This window comes from Paramicrobacterium humi (genome assembly GCF_900105715.1).
Lineage (GTDB): Bacteria > Actinomycetota > Actinomycetes > Actinomycetales > Microbacteriaceae > Paramicrobacterium > Paramicrobacterium humi.
In genome coordinates this window covers 519,161-540,500 of the sequence record NZ_FNRY01000001.1, presented here as the reverse complement: position 1 = coordinate 540,500, position 21,340 = coordinate 519,161, and the positions used below count along the sequence as shown (strand labels likewise).

The window sequence follows — 21,340 nt, the reverse complement described above, 5'->3', positions numbered from 1 at the left end:
CCTCCCCTCCCAACAGAAAGAGTTTCAATGAAGAAGCCAGGCGCCGTCCTCACGGCACTCGCCGCCTTCGCGGCATCCGCACTCGTCCTCTCCGGCTGCAGCGCCGGCGCCTCCGGCGGCTCGGAGGAGAAGGCCGACGGCGCGACTCCCGTGACCCTCATGCTCAACTGGTACCCCTACGGCGAGCACGCTCCGTTCTACTACGGCGTCGAGAAGGGCATCTTCGAGGACCACGGAATCGACCTGACGATCAAGGCCGGGCAAGGCTCGACGAAGACCGCGCAGGCGGTCGGCCAGAAGCAGGTCGACTTCGGCTGGGCCGACACCCCCGCCGTCATGGCGAACATCGACAAGGGCGTCGCGATAAAGAGCGTCGGCGTCTTCCTGCAGACGACCCCGTCGGCCGTGCAGGTGTTCTCCGACTCCGGCATCACCTCGCCGAAGGACCTCAAGGGCAAGACGATCGCGGTCTCGGCCGGCGACGCGCCCACGACGACATTCCCCGCCTACCTCGAGGCCGTCGGCCTGTCCGAGTCCGACGTCAAGCAGCAGAACCTCGACGCCGCGGGCAAGATCGCCGCCATGCTCTCCGGGCAGGTCGACGGACTCATCGGCTTTGCCCACGACCAGGGACCCACGATCGCCGACAAGAGCGGCAAGAAGATCACCTACTTGCGCTACTCCGACGCCGGCCTGAACTTCTACAGCAACGGCCTCATCGCCCCCGACGACACGATCTCGAACGACCCCGACCTCGTGAAGGCCATGGTCGCGGCGACGTCCGAGGCGTTCACCGCGGCGGCCGAAGACCCCGAAGGGGCAGTGGCGGCGATGGACGGCAAGGACCCGCAGATGCCGAACAAGTCCGTGCTGCTCGACCAGTGGAAGGAGACCATCAAGCTCCTCCACACGGATGCGACGAAGGATGCCGCGCCCGGCGTCAACGACGAAGGCGACTGGACCTCCACGATCGAGGTGCTCGCGACAGCGGGACTCATCGAGAAGGCCGGCGACGTCAGCACCTACTTCGACTCGTCCTTCGCCCCGAAGGGCTGACCATGTCACCGACAGCACAGGAACAGGAGGGACTGTCCATGACGGAGGGCGGACAGCCGCGCCGTGAGGCTCCGGCGCTCTCCGTGTCGGACGTCGCCGTCACGTTCGCATCCAAGCGCGGACAGGTGAGCGCGCTCGAGGACATCGACCTCACGGTCGAGCGCGGCGAGTTCATCAGCATCGCGGGACCCTCCGGCTGCGGAAAATCCACGCTGCTCAAGGCGGTCGCCGGTCTCACGAGACCGAGCCGCGGCGCGATTCGCCTGCAGGGCGAGGAAGTGAAGGCGCCCCGCCAGGACATCGGGTACGTCTTCCAGCGCGCCGCGCTCCTCGAGTGGCGCAGCGTGCGCGGCAACATCCTGCTGCAGGCGGAGATGCGCGGCATGAACATGTCCGTCGCGCAGGAGCGCGCGGATCAGCTGATCGAGATGACGGGGCTGACCGGATTCGAGAAGGCCCTGCCGCACGAGCTCTCCGGTGGCATGCAGCAGCGCGTGTCGCTGTGCCGAGCGCTGCTGCACGAACCGCAAGTGCTGCTCATGGACGAGCCGTTCGGCGCGCTCGACGCGCTCACCCGCGAGCGCATGAACGTCGAGCTCAACCGCATCTGGCGGGAGACGGGAACGACGGTGCTGCTCGTCACCCACTCCGTCGCCGAGGCGGTGTACCTCGCGAGCCGCGTTGTCGTGATGAGCCCGAGACCGGGTCGCATCATCGAGGAGCACACCGTCGACCTGCCCGCCGAGCGCGACTACGCCGCCGTGCTCGAGACCCCCGAGTTCCACCGGGTCTCGAGCCGCGTGCGCGAGCTGCTCGGCGCGAGTGGCCACGCCGACTGAGCGCATGCGGCGTGGCCGGGCGGTAGCCTGACAGAGACGGGGAGACCCGGTTCCGGCTTGAGAGGACAGCCATGGCGCGCACGATCGTAATCGCTCCGGACTCGTTCAAGGGCTCCGCCACGGCGGCGGAGATCGCGGAAGCGATCGGGCGCGGCTGGTCGTCCGTCCGACCCGACGACGACGTCCGCCTCCTTCCGATGGCCGACGGCGGGGAAGGCACGCTCGACGCGTTCGAGGTCGCCGTTCCGGGCGCGAAGCGCAAACCGGTGCGCGTCACGGGCCCGGTCGGCGACCCCGTCGACGCCGCATGGCTCCTGCTGCCCGACGGCACCGCCGTCGTCGAGCTCGCCCTCACGAGCGGCATCACCCTGCTCGATCCGCTGCGGCCGTTCGAGGCGCAGACCGTCGGGTTCGGCGAGGCGATCGCCGCGGCCCTCGACGGCGGGGCGACCGCCCTGCTTCTCGCCATCGGCGGAAGCTCCTCCACCGACGGCGGCCTCGGCGCGCTGCAGGCGCTCGGCGCGAAGGCGACGGATGCCGCCGGGCGAGCCGTGTCAGCCGGCAATGCCGGTCTCGCCGACCTCGACACGCTCGATCTCTCCGAACTCAGGCAGCTTCCCGAGCACGGCGCGCGCGTTCTCTCCGACGTCACGAACCCCCTGTTCGGCGAGCATGGGGCCGCCGCCGTGTTCGGGCCGCAGAAGGGCGCGAGCCCGGATGACATCGCGGTTCTCGACGCCAACCTCGCCCGGCTCGCGAAGCACGTCGACGTCGACCCGGGCACTCCTGGGGCGGGAGCGGCAGGGGGAGCCGGGTTCGGCCTGCTCGCCTGGGGTGCCACGCTCGATCCCGGCTCCGCCGCAGTGGGCGACGCGCTCGGTGCTCCCGATGTCATCGGCGACGCCGACGTCGTCATCACGGGGGAGGGCCGGTACGACAGCCAGTCCGCGGGCGGGAAGGTGCCGAGCTACATCGCCGGCCTTGCGGGCGAGCACACCCGCACGCTTCTCGTCGCCGGTCTCGTCGACGCCGACCCGGCCGAGCTCTTCGACGACTCCGAATCCCTCACCGACATCGCCGGAGGCTTGGACGCCGCGATCGCGGATTCCCTCACGCACGCCCGGGAGGCCGGGGCGCGCCTCGCGCGGCGAATGCCCGGCGGCGACTGAGCCGCGCGCGCAGGCGCCTGTCGGCATGTGACGTTGTCACATCCGGGATCGTGGGCATAGTGTGTCTCTCGTCAGGCCGGCACGCGATCGTGAGGAGCCCCATGGCAGACGAGACCGAGCGGCGCCGCGCCCCCAACATTCGCGACGTCGCTCGCCTCGCGGGCGTGAGCCACCAGACGGTCTCGCGCGTGCTGAACGAGCATCCGAGCATCCGGGAATCCACAAAGCAGCGCGTGCTCGATGTCATGGCGGAGCTCAACTACCGGCCGAACCGGGCGGCCCGGGCGCTCGTCACGAGCCGCTCGCGCACGATCGGCATCCTCGCCTCGCAGCGCTCCGAGTACGGGCCGGCGACGATGATCCAGGCCATCGAGAACGCTGGCAAGGACCGCGGCTACCTCGTGAGCACCGTCAACCTGACGGCGACCGACGACGCGGCGATCCGCGTCGCGCTCGACCACCTCATGGCACAGGCGGTCGACGGCATCGTCATCATCGCGCCGCAAGTGCGCGTGCTCAACGCCATCAGCCTGCTCAAGCTCGACGTGCCGTTCGTCACCGTCCACTTGCGCGACGGCGTCGACCAGAACGTCATCGCCGTCGACCAGATCGCCGGGGCGCGAGTGGCGACACGGCACCTGATCGAGCTCGGTCACCGGCACATCTACCACCTGGCCGGGCCGCAGGACTGGATCGAGGCGGAGTCGCGAATGCGTGGGTTCCTCGAGGAGATGAGCGCGCACGACGTGGCGACGACGGCGCCCATCCTCGGTGACTGGTCTTCCGACTTCGGCTACCGAGCCGCGAGGGAGCTGCTGCGCATCCGCGACTTCACGGCGATCTTCTCCTCGAACGACCAGATGGCGCTCGGTCTCATGCACGCGATCCGCGACGGCGGGCTCGACGTGCCGGGCGACATCTCGATCGTCGGATTCGACGACATCCCGGAGGCGAAGCACTTCTGGCCGCCCCTCACGACGGTGCGGCAGGACTTCAGCGAACTGGGGCGGCGAGCGGTCTCGCGGCTGCTCGACAACCTCGGCGAAGAGGGATTCGACGAGGCCATCACGCTCGAGCCGCAGCTCATCGTGCGCGGATCGACCGCGCCGCCTGCGTTCTGATCAGGCGATTTCCCGCCTTTACCAAAACGAGATCTTTCACGCTTGACAGTCGAGGAAAGTTTTGAGCTAGCATGTCACTCACGATGTGAACGGTCACATTCCACTCCGGTGAGAACGCGCCAGTCACTCCCGACACCCTTCGGTGCCGATCCGCATCCCCGGATCGGCGGGCCGGCACCCGGACGCTGCCGACCCTTCTGCCGCGGGTCCGCCCCGCGCGGCAGCGTGCTGCGCTCGAAGTCGTCCATGCACCAATACAGAGAGGTATGAAGCATGAAAAAGTTTCTTCTTGCCGCGCTCACGGCGGGCGCGATGGTGGTCTCCCTTGCCGGCTGCTCCGGCGGCGCGGCAGGTGGCGGAGAAGGCGACGGCGCGCTCGTCGGCGTCGCGATGCCGACGAAGAGCTCCGAACGCTGGATCGCCGACGGCAACTCGGTGAAGAAGCAGCTCGAGGCGGAAGGCTTCCGCGTCGACCTGCAGTACGCCGAGGACGACATCCCGACGCAGGTGTCGCAGATCGAGAACATGATCACCAAGGGCGCCGAGGCGCTCATCGTCGCCTCGATCGACGGAACGACGCTCACGAGCGTGCTGCAGTCCGCGGCCGACAACGACATTCCCGTCATCGCATACGACCGGCTCATCCGCGACACGGAGAACGTCGACTACTACGCCTCCTTCGACAACTACAAGGTCGGCGTGCAGCAGGCCGACTCGGTTCTGAACGGACTCGGCCTCGTCGAGCTCGACGGGTCGAAGAAGGCCGACGCGCCGAAGGGCCCCTTCAACATCGAGCTGTTCGGCGGGTCGCCCGACGACAACAACGCCACGTTCTTCTGGGATGGCGCGATGGACACGCTCAAGCCGTACCTCGACGACGGAACGCTCGTCGTGAAGAGCGGCCAGACCGACTTCGACCAGGCGGCGACGCTGCGCTGGGACGGCGAGACCGCGCAGAAGCGCATGGAGAACCTGCTCACCGCGAACTACTCAGGCGGCGACAAGGTGAACGCCGTGCTCTCCCCGTACGACGGCATCTCGCGCGGAATCATCTCCGCCCTCAACGACGCCGGATACTCGCTCGGCGACGAGTGGCCGGTCATCTCGGGTCAGGACGCCGAGCTCGACTCGGTGAAGGCCATCGATCGCGGCGAGCAGTACGCGACGATCTTCAAGGACACGCGCAGCCTCGCGGCCGAAGCGGTGAAGATGACGATCGCCGTTCTGAACGACGAGGAGCCCGAGGTGAACAACACCGAGGACTACGACAACGGCACGAAGGTCGTTCCGTCGATGCTCCTCGACTCGCAGATCGTCGTGAAGGACAACGTGCAGAAGACGCTCGTGGACAGCGGCTACTGGACCGAAGACGAGATCAAGGGCTGATGCCCTGCCGCTGCCCGCCGTCACGCGACGGCGGGCAGCGGCATCCGTCTGTTTCATCCGGCTCGATGAAGAGAGAACTCCGATGACAAGCACAATTCTCGAGATGCGCGACATCACGAAGACGTTCCCCGGCGTCAAGGCGCTCTCGAATGTGAACCTGACGGTCGAAGCCGGCACGGTGCACGCCATCTGCGGCGAGAACGGCGCCGGGAAGTCGACCCTCATGAAGGTGCTCTCGGGCGTGTACCCGCACGGCACGTACTCGGGCGACATCGTCTTCGCCGGCTCCGTGCAATCGTTCAGCACGATCCGCGACTCGGAGGCGCAGGGGATCGTCATCATCCACCAGGAGCTCGCGCTGAGCCCCTACCTCTCGATCGCCGAGAACATCTTCCTCGGCAACGAGCAGCGCGGCATCGGCGGCCTCATCGACTGGAACAAGACGAACCACGAGGCGGCGAAGCTGCTCGCGCGCGTGGGGCTGCGGGAGAACCCGACGACGAAGATCCTCGACATCGGCGTCGGCAAGCAGCAGCTCGTCGAGATCGCGAAGGCGCTCTCGAAGCGCGTCAAGCTCCTGATCCTCGACGAGCCGACGGCGGCGCTCAACGACGAGGACTCCGACCACCTGCTGAACCTCATCCTCCAGCTCAAGGAGGAGGGGATCACGTCGATCATCATCAGCCACAAGCTCAACGAGATCAAGAAGGTCGCCGACACCGTCACCGTGATTCGCGACGGCCAGACGATCGAGAGCATGGTCAAGAACGAGGTGACCGAAGAGCGCATCATCAAGGACATGGTTGGCCGCGACCTCGAGCACCGCTACCCCGACCACACGCCCAACATCGGCGAGGAGATCCTCCGGGTCGAGGAGTGGACGGCGCACCACCCGCAGGACGTCTCCCGCGTCGTCGTCGACGGCGTCTCGCTCAACGTGCGCGCGGGCGAGATCGTCGGCATCGCGGGGCTCATGGGCGCCGGTCGCACCGAGTTCGCGATGAGCCTGTTCGGGCACTCCTACGGCACCCGCATCTCGGGCCGCGTCTTCAAGAACGGCGAAGAGATCAGGACCCGCACGGTCTCCGAGGCGATCAAGAACGGCATCGCGTACGCGACCGAGGACCGCAAAAACTACGGACTCAACCTCATCGAGGACATCAAGCGCAACATCTCCGTCGCGTCGCTCGACAAGATCTCGAAGGCCGGTCTCGTCAACGACAACGAAGAGTATCGGGTGGCGAACTCGTTCCGGTCCGACATGAACATCAAGTCGCCCACCGTGCTCGCCAAGACCGGCAAGCTCTCGGGCGGCAACCAGCAGAAAGTCGTGCTGTCGAAGTGGATCTACTCCGACCCCGACGTGCTCATCCTCGACGAGCCGACTCGAGGCATCGACGTGGGCGCGAAGTACGAGATCTACGCCATCATCAACAAGCTCGCCGCGGCGGGCAAAGGCGTGATCGTCATCTCCTCCGAGCTGCCCGAGCTGCTCGGCATCTGCGATCGCATCTACGCGCTCAGCGAGGGCCGCATCACCGGGCAGATGCCCGTTGAGGATGCCACTCCCGAAGCGCTCCTCAAGCTCATGACCATGGAAAAGCCGCGCTAGTCGGCCGACGGCAACCCAAGGAGATCACTCTCATGTCTGACACTCAAACCCAGCAGAGCGACACCGTCGCCGGCGGTCTCGTGAATCCGCCGCAGAACAAGTTCACCAGCTGGGTCACCCACCTCGTGACCGATCTCGGCAAGAACGGCATCTTCCTCGCCCTCCTGTTCGTGGTCGTGCTGTTCGCGTTCCTGACCAACGGCATCCTGCTCCGGCCGCAGAACATCTCGAACCTGATCGTGCAGAACGGGTACATCCTCGTTCTCGCCATTGGCATGGTCATGGTGATCATCGCCGGCCACATCGACCTCTCCGTCGGCTCGGTCGCCGCCTTCATCGGAGCCGTGTCCGGGGTGTTCGCCGTGCACTGGGGGCTGCCATGGTGGCTCGCGATCGTGCTCTCCCTCGCGGTCGGCGCGCTCGTGGGCGTCTGGCAGGGATTCTGGGTCGCGTACGTCGGAATACCCGCGTTCATCGTCACTCTCGCAGGAATGCTCATCTTCCGCGGTCTCGCTCTCGCCGTTCTCGGGAACGCGAACATCGGGTCCTTCCCGAAGGAGTATCGCGCGCTCGGCAACGGCTACATCACCGACGTCTTCGGCAAATTCGACGTCGACCCGCTCACGCTCATCGTCGCGGCCATCGCCGTCGTCGCACTCATCGTGCAGCAGGTCCGGCAGCGTCGCGGCCGACTGGCATACGGCCAGGAGGTCGAGCCGATCGTCTGGTTCATCGTCAAGCTCGCGCTCACGACCGTCGCGATCGGCCTTTTCGCGTTCGCACTCGCCTCGTACAAGGGCATCCCGGTCACGCTCGTCGTGCTCGCCGTGCTCGTGCTGCTGTACGCCACGATCATGAACCGCAGCGTCTTCGGCCGACACGTCTACGCGATCGGCGGCAACCGGCACGCCGCCGAGCTCTCCGGAATCAAGACGCGCAAGATCGACTTCCTGCTGTTCGTCAACATGGGCGTGCTTTCCGCCCTCGCAGGCCTGATCTTCACCGCGCGCCTCAATCTCGCCGGACCAAAGGCGGGCGACGGGTTCGAGCTCGAGGCGATCTCAGCGGCGTTCATCGGCGGCGCTGCGGTGCAGGGCGGCGTCGGGACGATCGGCGGCGTCATCATCGGTGGTCTCATTATCGGCGTCCTGAACAACGGCATGTCGATTCTCGGCCTCGGCATCGAATGGCAGCAGGCGGTGAAGGGACTCGTGCTACTTCTCGCCGTGGCGTTCGACGTGTACAACAAGCGTCGCGGCGGCGGGAACTGAGCGAACTCGCCGCCGACCCGGCGCCCGTCGCGGATTACGCTGAGGCTATGTTGAAACCCGCCGAGCGCACGCCGCAGCTCACGGTGGCGCTCGGCGGGCTCCCCACCGACGCGAAGGGCATCCGCTTCACCGTCGGCGAGATGTCGAGCCCGCACCAGAGCGTCGCCGAGAACGTCATGCTCGGGCTCGAGCCGACGCGATTCGGCATCGTGCGCGAGCGCGAGCTTGAACGCCGCGCGGCTCGGCATCTCAGCGTCCTCGGCTGGCACGGCGACCTCAAGCGGCAGCTCGGCGGACTCAGCGTCGTCGACCGGCGCATCATCGAACTGGCCCGCGCCCTCGCGAAGGCGGATGCCGCTCGCGCCGAGCAGCTGCTGATCGACGACACCGTCGACGAGCTCGGCCCGGCCGACAACGCCCGCTGGCAGGACGCTGTAGCCCTTGCCTCGGAGGAGATTCCGATCGTGCTCGCCGTGTCGACGCTGCACGGCGTGAACCCGGGGCTCGACCGCGTGCTGGTCGTTCGCGACGGCCGTGAAGCGGCAAGCATCGATCCCACCGATGGGGAGGCGCTCGAGGCGGCGCTCGAGCTGCGGCACACGCCGCGCCGGCACCCGCGGCGGCCGCCGGGAGAGATCGTGCTCGCGGTGCGGGACCTGACGGTGCAGCATCCGGTCCAAGCGCGCCGCAGCGTGTTCGGGAGCATCGACCTTGACGCGCGAGCTGGAACCGTCACCGGCCTCGCCGGCCCGCACGCCCTCGAGCTGCTCATGAGCCTGTTCGCGCGCTCGTACGGCGAGGTCAGCGCCGGACGAATCCTGCTCGCCGGCACCGACGTCACACGGCTCTCACGCGAGGCGAGCGCGGCGCTCGGCCTCGTGTTCACGACCGAGCACCCGCCGAGCTACGACGTCGGCCTGATCGGCGGAGTGCCGAGCCGCGTCTCGGCGGAGCGATTGCGCGCCCTCGCCCGCAACGGCATGATCGACGCGAGCCGTGACTACCGGCCGAGCACTCGCGCGTCGATCGTGCAGAGCATCGGGACCCAGCGGCCCCCGACGAAAGACCAGTTCGACGCGCTCCTCGAGAGCTTCGTCACCGGCCCCGCTCGCGCCGTCCTGCTGGGGGAGCCGCTGCTCGGACTCGACGCCACCGAGCGCACGGCACGGCTCGATGTGCTCGACCGCATCGCGGCGGCCGGCAAGGCTGTCATCGTTTCGGCGTCGCCGGATGACCTGGCCGAGATCGCGGACGAGGTCGTCGTCATCAGTCGCGGCCACGTCTTCTCCCGGCTGCGAACAGCCGAGATCAGCGCCGGCCGAATCCGCCGGGAACTGCTCGTCTGAGCGGAGGACAACAGCGACGATGCAGACTAAGATGAAATGTGACCGTTCACATTCCGTTTCGGGACGTGCACGGAACGCCTTCCGAGACGACGCCGTCACTCCCGTGAACACCGACGCGGCGCGACGTCGTCGGCTCCGATCCGAACCACCATGTCCGCACTTTCACGAGAGAGGCCCCGCATGAGCACATTCAGTCCGGAAGTCGAGGTCGCCATCGCGCGCGTCCGCGCTGACGTCGCCAAGCTGCACGGCGAGCTCGTGCGCTACAACCTCGTGGTCTGGACGGGCGGCAACGTCTCCGGCCGGGTACCGGGAGCCGAGCTGTTCGTCATCAAGCCGAGCGGCGTCTCCTACGACGAGCTCGCTCCCGAGAACATGATCCTCTGCGACCTCGACGGCAACGTCATTCCGGGCACCCCGGGCAGCGACCGCTCGCCATCGAGCGACACGGCGGCGCACGCGTACGTCTACCGCAACATGCCGGAGGTCGGAGGCGTCGTGCACACGCACTCCACGTACGCCGTCGCGTGGGCCGCTCGCGCCGAGCCCATCCCGTGCGTGATCACGGGCATGGCCGACGAGTTCGGCGGCGAGATCCCCGTCGGCCCGTTCGCCGTGATCGGCGATGACTCGATCGGGCGGGGCATCGTCGAGACGCTGCGCGGGCACCGTTCGCGTGCCGTTCTCATGCAGAACCACGGCCCCTTCACGATCGGGAAGGACGCGAAGGATGCCGTCAAAGCCGCGGTCATGGTCGAGGACTCGGCGCGCAGCGTCCACATCGCCCGTCAGCTCGGCGATGTCGTGCCCATCCCGCAAGACAAGATCGACGCCCTCTATGGCCGGTACCAGAACGTCTACGGCCAGAACCCTCAGGGGACGCTCGCCGCCGAGAACGACTCAGAAGGAGACACGGATGCCTAAGCTCGCCACGTCGCTCGACCACTACGAGGTCTGGTTCCTCACCGGAAGCCAGCACCTGTACGGGGAAGAGACCCTGCGCCAGGTCGCGGAGCAGTCGCAGGCGATCGCCCGAGAGCTGGATGCCGCCGCCGATGTGCCGGTGAAGATCGTGTGGAAGCCCGTGCTCACGGGCTCCAACGAGATCCGCCGCATCGCCCTCGACGCGAACGCGGCCGACAACGTGATCGGCCTCATCGCCTGGATGCACACGTTCAGCCCCGCGAAGATGTGGATCGCGGGACTCGACGCGCTGCGCAAGCCGCTGCTGCACCTTCACACGCAGGCGAACGTCGACCTGCCATGGGGCGAGATCGACTTCGACTTCATGAACCTCAACCAGGCGGCGCACGGCGACCGCGAGTTCGGCTACATCCAGACCCGGCTCGGGGTCGCCCGCAAGACCGTCGTGGGTCACGTGTCCAACCCGGCCGTGCAGGCGCAGGTCGGCACGTGGCAGCGCGCCGCGGCCGGCTGGGCCGCCGTGCACGAGCTCAAGCTCGCGCGCTTCGGCGACAACATGCGCTACGTCGCCGTCACCGAGGGCGACAAGACCGAGGCCGAGCTGCGCTTCGGCGTTCAGGTCAATACGTGGGGCGTGAACGAGCTCGCCGACGCGGTCGACGCGGCAGCGGCATCCGACATCGACGATCTCGTCGCCGAATACGAGGATCTCTACGACGTCGCTGCCGAACTGCGCCGCGGCGGAGACCGCCACCAGTCGCTGCGCGACGGCGCGGCGATCGAGCTCGGGCTGCGTTCGTTCCTCGAGGGCGGCGGCTTCGGCGCCTTCACGACCTCGTTCGAGGATCTCGGCTCGCTCACGCAGCTTCCCGGCCTCGGCGTGCAGCGGCTCATGGCCGAGGGCTATGGCTTCGGCGCGGAAGGCGACTGGAAGACGGCGGTGCTCGTGCGCGCCGCCGCCGTGATGGGCGCCGGCCTCCCCGGCGGCGCCTCGCTCATGGAGGACTACACGTACCACCTCGAGCCCGGCAACGAGCTCATTCTCGGCGCGCACATGCTCGAAGTGAGCCCGAGCCTCACCGATCAGCGCGCGTCGCTCGAGGTGCATCCGCTCGGGATCGGCGGCAAGGACGATCCCGTCCGACTCGTCTTCAACGCGAAGCCCGGACCCGCCGTCGTCGTCGCGATGAGCGACATGCGCGACCGGTTCCGTCTCGTTGCGAACGCGGTCGAGGTCGTCGACCCGCTCGAGGACCTGCCGAACCTCCCCGTCGGCCGTGCCGTGTGGAAGCCGGCCCCCGACTTCACGACGAGCACAACCGCCTGGCTCACGGCCGGCGCCGCGCATCACACCGTCATGTCGACGGCGATCGGCGTCGACGTGTTCCGCGACTTCGCCGAGATCGCCGGGACGGAGCTGCTCGTCATCGACGAGGGAACAACGGTCGAGGGCTTCAAGAACCAGGTGCGCTGGAACAACGCGTACTACCGGCTCGCGCAGGGATTCTGATCCGGGCACTCTAAGCTCGCTTACAGAGTGTGTACGGGCAAGAAAGGGACGATCACCGATGAACGCCGCCGACAAGATCCGCGAAGGCCGCACAGCGCTGGGCATTGAGCTCGGCTCCACGCGCATCAAAGCCTGCCTCGTGGACGCCGACGACCCCGCCACGGTGCTCGCCGACGGCTCGCATGCGTGGGAGAACTCCTACGTCGACGGGTTGTGGACGTACTCGCTCGACGACGTGTGGTCGGGGCTGCAGGCGGCATTCGCGGACCTCGCCGCGAGCACGAAGAAGCGGCACGGCGTCGTCCTCGACACCGTCGGCGCACTGGGGATCTCCGGCATGATGCACGGCTACCTCGCTGTAGACGCCGACGGCGGCCTGCTCGTCCCGTTCCGCACGTGGCGGAACACGAACACGAGCGTCGCCGCAGCGGAGCTCTCGGCTCTCTTCGGCGTCAACATCCCGCTGCGCTGGTCCATCGCGCACCTGCACCAGGCCATCACCGACGGGGAAGCCCACGTCGGCGACGTCGACTTCTTCACGACTCTCGCCGGGTACGTGCACTGGAAGCTCACGGGACGCCGTGTGCTCGGGGTCGGCGACGCGTCGGGAATGTTCCCGATCGACTCCGCCACCCGCGACTACGACGCGAGCTTCGTCTCCCGCTACGACGAACTCGCGGCCGGGCGAGCCCCCGCGCCGCTGCGCAGCCTGCTCCCGGAAGTGCTCGTCGCGGGACAGGAGGCCGGCACGCTCACGACCGACGGCGCCGCGCTTCTCGACCCCACCGGGACCCTTCGCCCCGGAATCCCGCTGTGCCCGCCCGAGGGTGATGCGGGCACGGGCATGGTCGCGACGAACGCTGTCGCGCCTCGTACAGGAAACGTCAGCGCCGGCACGAGCATCTTCGCGATGGTCGTGCTCGAACGGCCGCTGCAGCACGCGCACGAAGAGCTCGACCTCGTCACGACGCCGGCCGGCGACGCGGTCGCGATGGTGCACTGCAACAACGGCGCGAGCGAGCTCGCCGCGTGGGTCTCCCTGTTCGGCCGGTTCGCGGCAGCGGCAGGATCGACGATCGACGCGGATGCGACATTCGACGTGCTGTTCCGGGAGGCGCTCGACGGCGAACCGGATGCCGGGGGACTGCTCGCCTACAATCACCTCGCCGGTGAGCCGATCGCGGGCCTCACCGCGGGACGCCCGCTCTTCGTGCGCTCCCCGGAGAGCCGCTTCACGCTCGCGAACGTCATGCGCGCACAGCTGTACGGCGTCTTCGGCACGCTCGCGCTCGGCATGCGCGTGCTCGACGCGGAAGGCGTCGCGCTCGACCGGATGTTCGCGCACGGCGGCATGTTCCGCACGGCCGGAGTGGCACAGCGCTTCCTCGCGGCAGCACTCGACGCCCCGGTCGCTGTCGGTGACGCCGCCGCTGAGGGCGGGGCGTGGGGGATCGCCGTGCTCGCGGCGTCCCTCGGTCGGGACCTGGAGCTGTCGGTCTTCCTCGACGAGCATGTGTTCGCCGACGCGACCTTCGACATCGCGAACCCCGACGCTGCCGACGTCGCCGGCTTCGCCGACTACCTCGAGCGGTACCGTGCGGGACTCGCCATCGAGGCTGCCGCGGTCGAGGCGCTCTGACCTCGGCGCCCTCCGGCGCAGGGGCGCTCGCGGCTCACCGGGCGCATCTCGAGGTCACGGGTGCACCCACACCTCGGTTCCGGTCTGCGCGAAGTAGTACACGTCCTTCGCCGCCGCGATGGTCATGTTGACGCAGCCGTGGCTCATCATGGCGCCGGCGCCGAAGTTGTGGTGCCAGTAGGTGCCGTGGAAGCCCTGGTCTCCGTTGAAGTAGGTGACCCACGGCACGTTCTTCGTGCAGTAGTCGAAGCCCGGCACGCAGCCCATGTCCTGCTTCGTGAGCTGCCCGTACACGGTGAAGTGGCCGATGTCGGTCGGAGTCGACGGCTTGCCGATCGCCACGGCGTAGGTCGCGACGACCTTGCCGTTCTCGTACAGGATCGTCTTGCCGGCGCTCTTGTCGACCTCGATGTGCCGGTAGAGCTCCTTCGTCTGCGCGGGAACCACGTCGACGGTGAGCTGATAGACGCCGTTTCCGGCGGCGAGCTGCTCGGCGAAGGCCGACGCGATTCCGTCGGTCGACGCGAGCGTCCAGCCGTCCTCGCCCTCCTGCACCGTGCGCAAGTGGTCGCCCTTCGAGTTCGTGACGATCTTCTCGTCCACGACCTTCCGGTCGACCTTCTCGGGGAGCGTCTTCACGAACGCGGCGATCGCATCCTCGTCCGCGGTGACCGTGAAGTCGTCCTCGGTCGCGTCGACGGTGAGCCAGGAGGCCACGAGCTTCGGGTCGAGGGCGACGGCGGTGTCGTCGTTGACGGCGAAGCGCGCATCCGTGATGAGCGTGTTGAGCATCGCCGCTTCCGCTGTCGCCTTCTCCGTCGTGATGGGCGGCTCGACGTCGTTGAACCGGGCGGGAACCGAGATCGTCGATTCTCCTGCGCTCAAGTCCTCGGAGAGGGATGCGGCGATTGCGCTGAAATCCAGTCCCGTGCCGACGAAGGCGTCGACGACCGTGAACTTCCCCGCCTTCTCGTCGTAGGCGACGTCCGCGTTGACGGGGGTCGTGAACACCGTCGAGTCGAGCGACCGCAGGCTCGCGAGAGCCCTGTCGGCGTCGATCGTGACGGTCACGGGACTCGGGCCGTTGTTCCAGCCGGTGACGTTCCAGAGGGCGTGTTCGCTGTGCACGGCGTCGGCAGTCGCCGACTCGTCGATCGCGACGCCGAGCTCGGCGCCGGTGAGAGTGAAGTCACCGGAATAGCCGGAGATCGTGATCTCCGTGGAGGCGAGCTTGTTCGCGATAGCGTCGGCGGCGGATGACGAGGTGTGCCAGCTGAGGTCCGCTCCGGCCGCGCTCACGCCGGGGGCGATGAGAAGCACGGAGCAGGCGGCGGCTCCGGCGACGATGAGGCCGCCCGGAATCCCGAACCACAGCCCCAGGCGGCGTCCGCGCCCGGGCGCGACTGCTCCCTTTTTCGTCATTCCACATGTCCCCCACGAGGCGCCGTACCTCCGGCGCGATCTGAGTACTCATGATAGGTGAGCAAACCGCCCATCAGATGCAAGATCTGTCACGAATCAGGCACAATCTCAGGGATGTCGCCGCCTAGCGGAAACCCGGGGGAGGGGAGGCGTGCGGCGATCGCTTCTATTCCCGTGCCGGCGAGGTCAGCTGGATGAGGTTTCCGCACGTGTCATCGAGCACCGCCGTGACGACCGGGCCCATCGCCGTGGGCTGCTGCGTGAAGCGCACTCCCGCGGCCGAGAGCCGCTCATGCTCCGTCTCGACGTCGTCGACGCCGAACGACGCGGCCGGGATGCCGTCGGCGACGAGCGCGCGCATGTACTGCTTCGCGGCCGGGTGCTCGTCCGGTTCGAGCAGGAGCTCGACGCCGTCGGGCTCCCCCGCGCCGACGACGGTGAGCCAGCGGTGCTCGCCGAGGGGAATGTCGTTCTTCACGACGAATCCGAGCACGTCGGTGTAGAAGGCGAGAGCCCGGGCCTGGTCGTCGACGAAGACGCTCGTCATGGTGATGCGAGGCATGAAATCAGTCCTTGAGGTTCCAGCGCTCGACGATCGAGCGCAGCGGTGCGGTGTCGATGTTGTGGATCTTCGTGCGTCCCACCCGGTGGCTGCGCACGAGCCCCGCCTCCTCGAGCAGGGCGAGGTGCTGCGAGATCGCCTGCCGCGAGGACGTGGTGCCGTGCTTCATGGTCAGACGCCCGCACAGCTCGAACAGCGACTGCCCGTCGGAGTCGAGCAGCTCGTCGATGATCAGGCGCCGCGTGGGATCAGCGAGCGCCTTGAACACGTCTGCCATGCCTCAAGAATAGGCAAGTAAGCACTTGCCTGTCAATCGGATGCCGCTGCCACGTGCAGCCACGACCGCAGCGTCTCCGCCTCCTCCCGCAGCAGGGCGGGATCGTCGCGCGGGACGAATTCGAGCAGCGCGTCGGTCACGCGGGGGAGGGCTGCCACGCGCTCGAACGCGCGCGTCCAGAGCGCCTCGCGGTCGTGCAGGCGCAGCCGCTCGGCGACGGGCCACCACGAGAACACGTGCACCGTCGACACCCACGGCGCCATGATGTCCAGCTCTGCCAGGGCGGTCTCGTCGTCAGCGCCTTGCGTGGGCTGCCAGTAGCTCGACACGTTGTCGTGCGCCGTCTCCTCCATCAGCCGGCGAGCGGACTCCGGCGTGTCCGTCAAGGTGCGGCCGTGGTACTCGAGCGCGAGCTCGACGCCGCGGTCGGCGGCGCGCGTCGCGGCATCCGTCAGGGCCGACACGATGCCGGCGCGCTCGTCCCCCGTCGTGTCAGCCGATCCCTTCTCGCCTGCCCACACGCGGATGCGCGGCGCGCCCATCGCCTCGGCGCTGTCGAGCAGCGGCGTCACGTCGTCGCCCGGGTGGCAGCGGAAGTAGGAGCCGAGCGAGGCGACGACGAGGCCCGCTTCGCGCGTGCGCTCGCCGACGCGGCGCGCGGTCGTCACGTCGCCAGGTGTGAGGTGGCCGCGGTCGCCGACGCCCCACTCGATCGATTCGAGCCCGGCGCCGGCGGCCACGTCGATGACCTCGTCAGCGCTCAGCGCCCGGAACGTGATCGAGCACAGTCCCGCGCGAATCATGTGGACGCCCCCTTCGTGCTGGTGCCTTGAGCTTAGGCGCTGCGGACGGCCGTTGTCGCGGAAAGGTGCGGCGCGACAGCGGCCTCGAAGGCCTCGGCCGTGCGCTCGGCCGCGGTCGCGGCATCCGTGTCCCAGATCTGCTGGTTGAAGATCTCGACCTCGATGTCGCCGTCGTAGCCGGCGTCCTCGACCGCGCGCGTGAGCGAGGCGAAGTCGATCACGCCGTCGCCCGGGTAGTGCCGCGAGAGCAGCACGTCGGCGGGAAGCGGCGTCGCCCAGTCGCACACCTGGTAGCTCGCGATGCGCCCGCCGGCCCCGGCGCGCGCGATCTGCGGCAGCACCTGCGGGTCCCACCAGATGTGGAACGTGTCGACGATCACGCCGACCGCCTCGGCGGGGAACTGCTCGGCGATGTCGAGCGCCTGCCCGAGCGTGGAGATCACGGCGCGGTCCGAGGCGTACATCGGGTGCAGCGGCTCGATCGCGAGCTGCACGCCCGCGGACGCGGCGTCGCCGACGAGCTCGCCGATCGCGTCGCGTACGCGCTCGCGCGCGCCGACGATGTCGCGGTCGCCGTCCGGCAGGCCGCCGGCGACGAGCACGAGCACGGCGCGGGAGCCCGGCGCTCCGGCCGCCGCGAGAGCAGCGGTCTCCTCGATCGCGACGCGGTTGTCGTCGATCGAGGCTCGGCGCTCGGCGCCCTCCGCGACCGTGAAGAAGCCGCCGCGGCAGTGGCTCGAGACGCGAAGGCCCGAGTCAGCGACGAGCGCCGCCGCGCGGGCGAGGCCGACCTCCTGCACGGGCTCACGCCACGTGCCGATCGCCTGGTAGCCCGCAGCCGCCGTTACGGCGAGCGCCTGCTCGAGGTTCGCGTGCTTGATCGTCGCCTGGTTGAGCGAGAGCCGGGGGTGCGTCATGCGGTGATTCCGTTCTGTGCGAGAAGGCCGTTCCAGCGGGCGGCCGCGAGCTCGGGGCGCTCGAGCGCTCCCGAGGCGTTGGCCAGGCGCACGATCTCCGAGAGGCTCGGCAGGCTGCGCGCCGAGTGCATCCCGCCGATCATCGAGAACGCCTGCTGGTGCCCGTTGAGCCACGACAGGAACGCCACGCCGGTCTTGTAGTAGAAGGTCGGGGCCGTGAAGATCTGCCGCGACAGCTCCTCGGTGGGCCCGAGGATGCGCTCGTAGCGCGCGGTCTCGCCGGCGTCGAGCGCCTGGATCGCGGCGGACGCCGACGGTGCGAGCGCCGCGAAGGCGCCGAGCAGCGCGTCGGAGTAGCCCTCGTCGTCCCCTTCGATGAGGCCGACGTAGTTGAAGTCGTCGCCCGTGAACATGCGCGCCGAAGCCGGCAGCCGGCGGCGCACCGCGATCTCGGACTCGGCCTTGAGTAGGCTCATCTTCACGCCCGTGACACGGCCGGCCGAGTTCTCGATGATGCGAAGCAGAGTGTCGGATGCCGCGGGCCAGTCGGCCGCGCCGAAATAGCCGCGCAGCTCGGGGTCGAACGCCTCCCCGAGCCAGTGCAGGATCACGGGCGTCGACGCGGCCGCGAGCACTTCGCCGTACACGCGCTCGTAGTCCGCGGCGGAAGTGGCGACGCGGGCGAGGTGCCGGCTCGCCATGAGCACGACGCCCGCCCCCGCGTCCTCCGTGAAGTGCAGCTGCTCCTTGTAGGCGTCGATGACCTGGTCGAGCGAGAGGGTCGCGTCGTCCACGTGATCGGTGTTCACGCCCACCACGACGGCGCCGCCCGCCGACCGCGCCTCGGCGGCGCTGCGCGCGATGAGCTCGCGTGTGGCGGCGGCATCCAACCCCATATTGCGCTGGGCAGTGTCCATGGCGTCGGCGACGCCGAGGCCCCACGACCAGACGTGGTGGCGGAACGCGAGCGTCGCGTCCCAGTCGATGTCGGCGGGCTGGCCGGGAGTGTTGTCGCCGAACGGCTTCGGAATCACGTGGGCCGCCGCGTAGGCGACGCGCGAGCGCAGCGGCCCGGCAGGCTTGCGGTGCTCGGGCGCCGGCTCAAGCGCGACGGTGCTCACGGCGCCGTCCGCAGCGAGAAGAGTGAGATCGGTCATGGCTGCCCTCAGATGCTCACGGCGGGCAGCTCGATGCGCTGGCCGGATGCCGCCGACTTGAGCCCTTCCTCGGCGAGCAGCACGCCGCGTGCACCCGAGAGGAAGTCGTACTCGTTGGGAGCGTCCTCGAGCACGTGGCGGAGGAACTCCTCCCACTGCACCTTGAAGCCGTTCTCGAACACCTCGTTGTCGGGCACTTCGATCCAGTCGGCGTCGTAGTCGTGCGTGTCGGGGATGTCGGGGTTCCACACGGGCTTCGGCGTCGCATTGCGCGGCTGGATCTTGCAGCCGAACAGCCCGACGACGGCGCTGCCGTGCGTGCCGTCGACCTGGAACTCGACGAGCTCGTCGCGGTTGACCCGGGTCGTCCAGCTCGAGTTCAGCTGGGCGGTGACGCCGCCATCGAGCTGGAACACGGCGTATGCGGCGTCGTCGGCCGTCGCCGTGTAGGCGTCGCCGTTCTCGTCGACGCGCTCCGGAATCTCCGTGGCAGTCTGCGCATAGACGGTCTTGACGCGGCCGAAGAGGTTCTCGAGCACGTAGTTCCAGTGCGGGAACATGTCGACGATGATGCCGCCGCCGTCTTCACTGCGGTAGTTCCAGCTGGGTCGCTGCGCGGGCTGCCAGTCGCCCTCGAACACCCAGTAGCCGAACTCCCCGCGCACCGAGAGGATGCGGCCGAAGAAGCCCGAGTCGATGAGCCGCTTGAGCTTGCGCAGCCCCGGGAGGTACAGCTTGTCGTGCACGACGCCGTTCTTGATTCCGGCCTCCTTCGCGAGGCGCGCGAGCTCGAGGGCGTCTTCGAAGCTCTCGGCCGTCGGCTTCTCGGTGTAGATGGCCTTGCCCGCGGCGATCGCCTTCTTGAGGGCCGGAACGCGCGCCTTCGTGACGAGGAAGTCGGCGTAGATCTGCCAGTGGTCGTCCGCGAGAGCGGCATCCAGATCCGTCGTGTAGTCGGCGATGTCGTGACGCTCGGCCAGCTCCTTGAGCTTGGCTTCGCTGCGTCCGACGAGAATCGGCTCGACCTGCACGCGGCTGCCGTCCGAGAGCAGCACGCCGCCCTGCTCGCGGATCGCGAGGATCGAGCGCAGCAGGTGCTGGCGGTAGCCCATGCGCCCCGAGGCGCCGTTCATGATGATGCCGATTGTCGACTCTGACACGTGAAGCTCTTTCTGTCGGAAGAATGCGGGAAAGCGTTTACCCGAGGGTTAAAGCGAGTGTAGGGCAGATTTCGCGATCGGGCAATCGGATGCCGCCGGTCGAAGCGCCGGCGTCCCGCTCAGCGGGAGCGCGGCGTGCTTGAGCGCACGACGACGTCGCCCGTCACGATCGAGGCCTCCGCGTCGTAGTCCTCGGCGAGGGCGCGCTCGACCGCGATGCGGCCGACCGTCTCGAGCGGGATCGCCACCGTCGTGAGCGGCGGCGTGACATCGCGCGCGGTCGAGATGTCGTCGAAGCCGGCGACGCCGATGTCGCGGCCTGGCTCGAGGCCGGCCTCGCGCAGCGCCGACATCGCGCCGATCGCCATCACGTCGCTCGCGGCGAGCACGAGCTCGATCCCATCGAGCCCGCGGGACACGAGCTGCCCGCCCGCATCGTAGCCGCCGTCGCGCGAGAAGTCCGCGTGCGCGACGTGTCCGGTCTCGACGGCGACGCCGTGCTCGGCGAGTCCGGCGCGGAAGCCCGCCACGCGGTCGGCGGAGGTGATGAGCGTCTCGGGTCCGGCGACGATCGCGACACGACGATAGCCGCGCGCGCCGAGCTCGGCGCCGAGCGCCTTCGCGCCGCCGAAGTTGTCGAGCTGCACCGAGGCGAACGGCAGCGATCCCTGGCTGATGAACACGACGTTCCCGCCGGTCGCGGTGAAGCTCTGCAGCTCCGCCGTCAGCTGCGCCTCGCGCTCGGCGTCCGCGAACCGGGAGCCGGCGAGCAGCAGGGCGCGGGGCCGCTGCCCACGAAGCGTGCGCACGATCTCCAGCTCGGTCTCCGCGTCACGACCGGTGACGGCGAGGGTGACGATGAGTCCCGCTTCGGCCGCGGCAGCCATGGCGCCGGCCGCGATCGTGGAGAAGTAGGGGTCGGCGATGTCGCCGACGAGAAGGCCGATCGTGTTCGTGCGGCCGCGCGCGACGGCCTGCGCCGAGAGGTTCGGCGTGTAGCCGAGCTTGAGGGCTGCGGCCTGCACGCGCTCGCGGTACGAGTCGGCGACCTTGCGCGAGCTGCCGTTGAGCGCGCGCGACGCTGTCGCGAGCGACACGCCGGCTTCGCGGGCGACGTCGTGAAGAGTGACGGACGCTGTCGTTTCCATGCGGGCTCCTGTCGGCTTGAA

General features: G+C 68.6%; 19 protein-coding genes. 11 read left to right on the top strand and 8 right to left on the bottom strand.

What is annotated here, in order from left to right:
• Positions 1-27 precede the first annotated feature (27 nt).
• The 11 genes from BLV49_RS02630 (at position 28) to BLV49_RS02580 (ending at position 13,873) form a co-directional block, all read left to right on the top strand.
• The gene (locus BLV49_RS02630; RefSeq protein ID WP_091179543.1) at positions 28-1,056 is read left to right on the top strand and encodes an ABC transporter substrate-binding protein; all 1,029 of its coding nucleotides are present in this window, start codon (positions 28-30) and stop codon (positions 1,054-1,056) included.
• A gap of 2 nt (positions 1,057-1,058) precedes the next feature.
• Positions 1,059-1,895 (top strand): ABC transporter ATP-binding protein, encoded by an 837-nt coding sequence (locus BLV49_RS02625; protein ID WP_245723509.1) that lies wholly within the window; start codon positions 1,059-1,061, stop codon positions 1,893-1,895.
• A 71-nt stretch (positions 1,896-1,966) separates the two neighbouring features.
• Positions 1,967-3,064, top strand: a complete 1,098-nt coding sequence (locus BLV49_RS02620) for a glycerate kinase (protein ID WP_091179541.1) — start codon at positions 1,967-1,969, stop codon at positions 3,062-3,064.
• A 101-nt stretch (positions 3,065-3,165) separates the two neighbouring features.
• Positions 3,166-4,185 (top strand): LacI family DNA-binding transcriptional regulator, encoded by a 1,020-nt coding sequence (locus BLV49_RS02615; protein WP_091179538.1) that lies wholly within the window; start codon positions 3,166-3,168, stop codon positions 4,183-4,185.
• Between the two features lie 273 nt (positions 4,186-4,458).
• Positions 4,459-5,571: a multiple monosaccharide ABC transporter substrate-binding protein gene (chvE, locus tag BLV49_RS02610; protein WP_091179537.1), complete on the top strand. Its 1,113-nt coding sequence runs from the start codon at positions 4,459-4,461 to the stop codon at positions 5,569-5,571.
• Positions 5,572-5,653: 82 nt separating this feature from the next.
• Positions 5,654-7,183, top strand: coding sequence for a multiple monosaccharide ABC transporter ATP-binding protein (mmsA, locus tag BLV49_RS02605; RefSeq protein WP_091179534.1), 1,530 nt, complete (start codon positions 5,654-5,656; stop codon positions 7,181-7,183).
• A gap of 32 nt (positions 7,184-7,215) precedes the next feature.
• Positions 7,216-8,454: a multiple monosaccharide ABC transporter permease gene (gene mmsB, locus BLV49_RS02600; protein WP_091179532.1), complete on the top strand. Its 1,239-nt coding sequence runs from the start codon at positions 7,216-7,218 to the stop codon at positions 8,452-8,454.
• Between the two features lie 47 nt (positions 8,455-8,501).
• Positions 8,502-9,800 carry a sugar ABC transporter ATP-binding protein gene (locus tag BLV49_RS02595; protein WP_091179529.1) on the top strand — a complete coding sequence of 433 codons (1,299 nt, stop codon included), beginning with the start codon at positions 8,502-8,504 and terminating at the stop codon, positions 9,798-9,800.
• Between the two features lie 180 nt (positions 9,801-9,980).
• Positions 9,981-10,724: an L-ribulose-5-phosphate 4-epimerase gene (locus BLV49_RS02590; RefSeq protein ID WP_091179527.1), complete on the top strand. Its 744-nt coding sequence runs from the start codon at positions 9,981-9,983 to the stop codon at positions 10,722-10,724.
• Positions 10,717-12,234: an L-arabinose isomerase gene (gene araA / locus BLV49_RS02585; protein ID WP_091179525.1), complete on the top strand. Its 1,518-nt coding sequence runs from the start codon at positions 10,717-10,719 to the stop codon at positions 12,232-12,234. Before BLV49_RS02590 ends, araA begins: the two co-directional genes overlap by 8 nt.
• 58 nt (positions 12,235-12,292) lie before the next feature.
• On the top strand, positions 12,293-13,873 hold the full coding sequence (locus BLV49_RS02580; protein ID WP_091179523.1) for a xylulokinase: 1,581 nt from the start codon (positions 12,293-12,295) through the stop codon (positions 13,871-13,873).
• 54 nt (positions 13,874-13,927) lie between these two features.
• Here BLV49_RS02580 and BLV49_RS02575 read toward each other — a convergent pair whose 3' ends face one another.
• From BLV49_RS02575 to BLV49_RS02540, 8 genes are all read right to left on the bottom strand, one after another.
• Positions 13,928-15,295 (bottom strand): L,D-transpeptidase family protein, encoded by a 1,368-nt coding sequence (locus tag BLV49_RS02575; RefSeq protein ID WP_091179521.1) that lies wholly within the window; start codon positions 15,293-15,295, stop codon positions 13,928-13,930.
• 166 nt (positions 15,296-15,461) lie between these two features.
• Complete coding sequence (locus BLV49_RS02570; protein WP_091179520.1) at positions 15,462-15,857, bottom strand: VOC family protein; 396 nt, start codon at positions 15,855-15,857, stop codon at positions 15,462-15,464.
• A gap of 4 nt (positions 15,858-15,861) precedes the next feature.
• Positions 15,862-16,134: an ArsR/SmtB family transcription factor gene (locus BLV49_RS02565; RefSeq protein WP_091179518.1), complete on the bottom strand. Its 273-nt coding sequence runs from the start codon at positions 16,132-16,134 to the stop codon at positions 15,862-15,864.
• Positions 16,135-16,166: 32 nt separating this feature from the next.
• A complete protein-coding gene (locus BLV49_RS02560; RefSeq protein ID WP_091179516.1) occupies positions 16,167-16,937 on the bottom strand; it encodes a sugar phosphate isomerase/epimerase family protein in 771 nt (256 codons plus the stop codon).
• 32 nt (positions 16,938-16,969) lie between these two features.
• A complete protein-coding gene (locus tag BLV49_RS02555; RefSeq protein ID WP_091179514.1) occupies positions 16,970-17,854 on the bottom strand; it encodes a sugar phosphate isomerase/epimerase family protein in 885 nt (294 codons plus the stop codon).
• Entirely contained in the window at positions 17,851-19,011 is a 1,161-nt protein-coding gene (locus tag BLV49_RS02550) for a dihydrodipicolinate synthase family protein (protein ID WP_091179512.1), read from the bottom strand. Before BLV49_RS02550 ends, BLV49_RS02555 begins: the two co-directional genes overlap by 4 nt.
• Before the next feature lie 8 nt (positions 19,012-19,019).
• Positions 19,020-20,144: a Gfo/Idh/MocA family protein gene (locus tag BLV49_RS02545; protein ID WP_091186650.1), complete on the bottom strand. Its 1,125-nt coding sequence runs from the start codon at positions 20,142-20,144 to the stop codon at positions 19,020-19,022.
• 146 nt (positions 20,145-20,290) lie between these two features.
• Entirely contained in the window at positions 20,291-21,319 is a 1,029-nt protein-coding gene (locus tag BLV49_RS02540; RefSeq protein WP_091179510.1) for a LacI family DNA-binding transcriptional regulator, read from the bottom strand.
• Between the last annotated feature and the right edge of the window lie 21 nt (positions 21,320-21,340).

Excerpts from the sequence above, each read along its gene's own strand:
- BLV49_RS02630 (WP_091179543.1), top strand. The coding sequence starts at position 28 with ATGAAGAAGCCAGGCGCCGTCCTCACGGCACTCGCCGCCTTCGCGGCA.
- BLV49_RS02625 (WP_245723509.1), top strand. The coding sequence starts at position 1,059 with ATGTCACCGACAGCACAGGAACAGGAGGGACTGTCCATGACGGAGGGC.
- BLV49_RS02620 (WP_091179541.1), top strand. The coding sequence starts at position 1,967 with ATGGCGCGCACGATCGTAATCGCTCCGGACTCGTTCAAGGGCTCCGCC.
- BLV49_RS02615 (WP_091179538.1), top strand. The coding sequence starts at position 3,166 with ATGGCAGACGAGACCGAGCGGCGCCGCGCCCCCAACATTCGCGACGTC.
- chvE (WP_091179537.1), top strand. The coding sequence starts at position 4,459 with ATGAAAAAGTTTCTTCTTGCCGCGCTCACGGCGGGCGCGATGGTGGTC.
- mmsA (WP_091179534.1), top strand. The coding sequence starts at position 5,654 with ATGACAAGCACAATTCTCGAGATGCGCGACATCACGAAGACGTTCCCC.
- mmsB (WP_091179532.1), top strand. The coding sequence starts at position 7,216 with ATGTCTGACACTCAAACCCAGCAGAGCGACACCGTCGCCGGCGGTCTC.
- BLV49_RS02595 (WP_091179529.1), top strand. The coding sequence starts at position 8,502 with ATGTTGAAACCCGCCGAGCGCACGCCGCAGCTCACGGTGGCGCTCGGC.
- BLV49_RS02590 (WP_091179527.1), top strand. The coding sequence starts at position 9,981 with ATGAGCACATTCAGTCCGGAAGTCGAGGTCGCCATCGCGCGCGTCCGC.
- araA (WP_091179525.1), top strand. The coding sequence starts at position 10,717 with ATGCCTAAGCTCGCCACGTCGCTCGACCACTACGAGGTCTGGTTCCTC.
- BLV49_RS02580 (WP_091179523.1), top strand. The coding sequence starts at position 12,293 with ATGAACGCCGCCGACAAGATCCGCGAAGGCCGCACAGCGCTGGGCATT.
- BLV49_RS02575 (WP_091179521.1), bottom strand. The coding sequence starts at position 15,295 with ATGACGAAAAAGGGAGCAGTCGCGCCCGGGCGCGGACGCCGCCTGGGG.
- BLV49_RS02570 (WP_091179520.1), bottom strand. The coding sequence starts at position 15,857 with ATGCCTCGCATCACCATGACGAGCGTCTTCGTCGACGACCAGGCCCGG.
- BLV49_RS02565 (WP_091179518.1), bottom strand. The coding sequence starts at position 16,134 with ATGGCAGACGTGTTCAAGGCGCTCGCTGATCCCACGCGGCGCCTGATC.
- BLV49_RS02560 (WP_091179516.1), bottom strand. The coding sequence starts at position 16,937 with ATGATTCGCGCGGGACTGTGCTCGATCACGTTCCGGGCGCTGAGCGCT.
- BLV49_RS02555 (WP_091179514.1), bottom strand. The coding sequence starts at position 17,854 with ATGACGCACCCCCGGCTCTCGCTCAACCAGGCGACGATCAAGCACGCG.
- BLV49_RS02550 (WP_091179512.1), bottom strand. The coding sequence starts at position 19,011 with ATGACCGATCTCACTCTTCTCGCTGCGGACGGCGCCGTGAGCACCGTC.
- BLV49_RS02545 (WP_091186650.1), bottom strand. The coding sequence starts at position 20,144 with ATGAACGGCGCCTCGGGGCGCATGGGCTACCGCCAGCACCTGCTGCGC.
- BLV49_RS02540 (WP_091179510.1), bottom strand. The coding sequence starts at position 21,319 with ATGGAAACGACAGCGTCCGTCACTCTTCACGACGTCGCCCGCGAAGCC.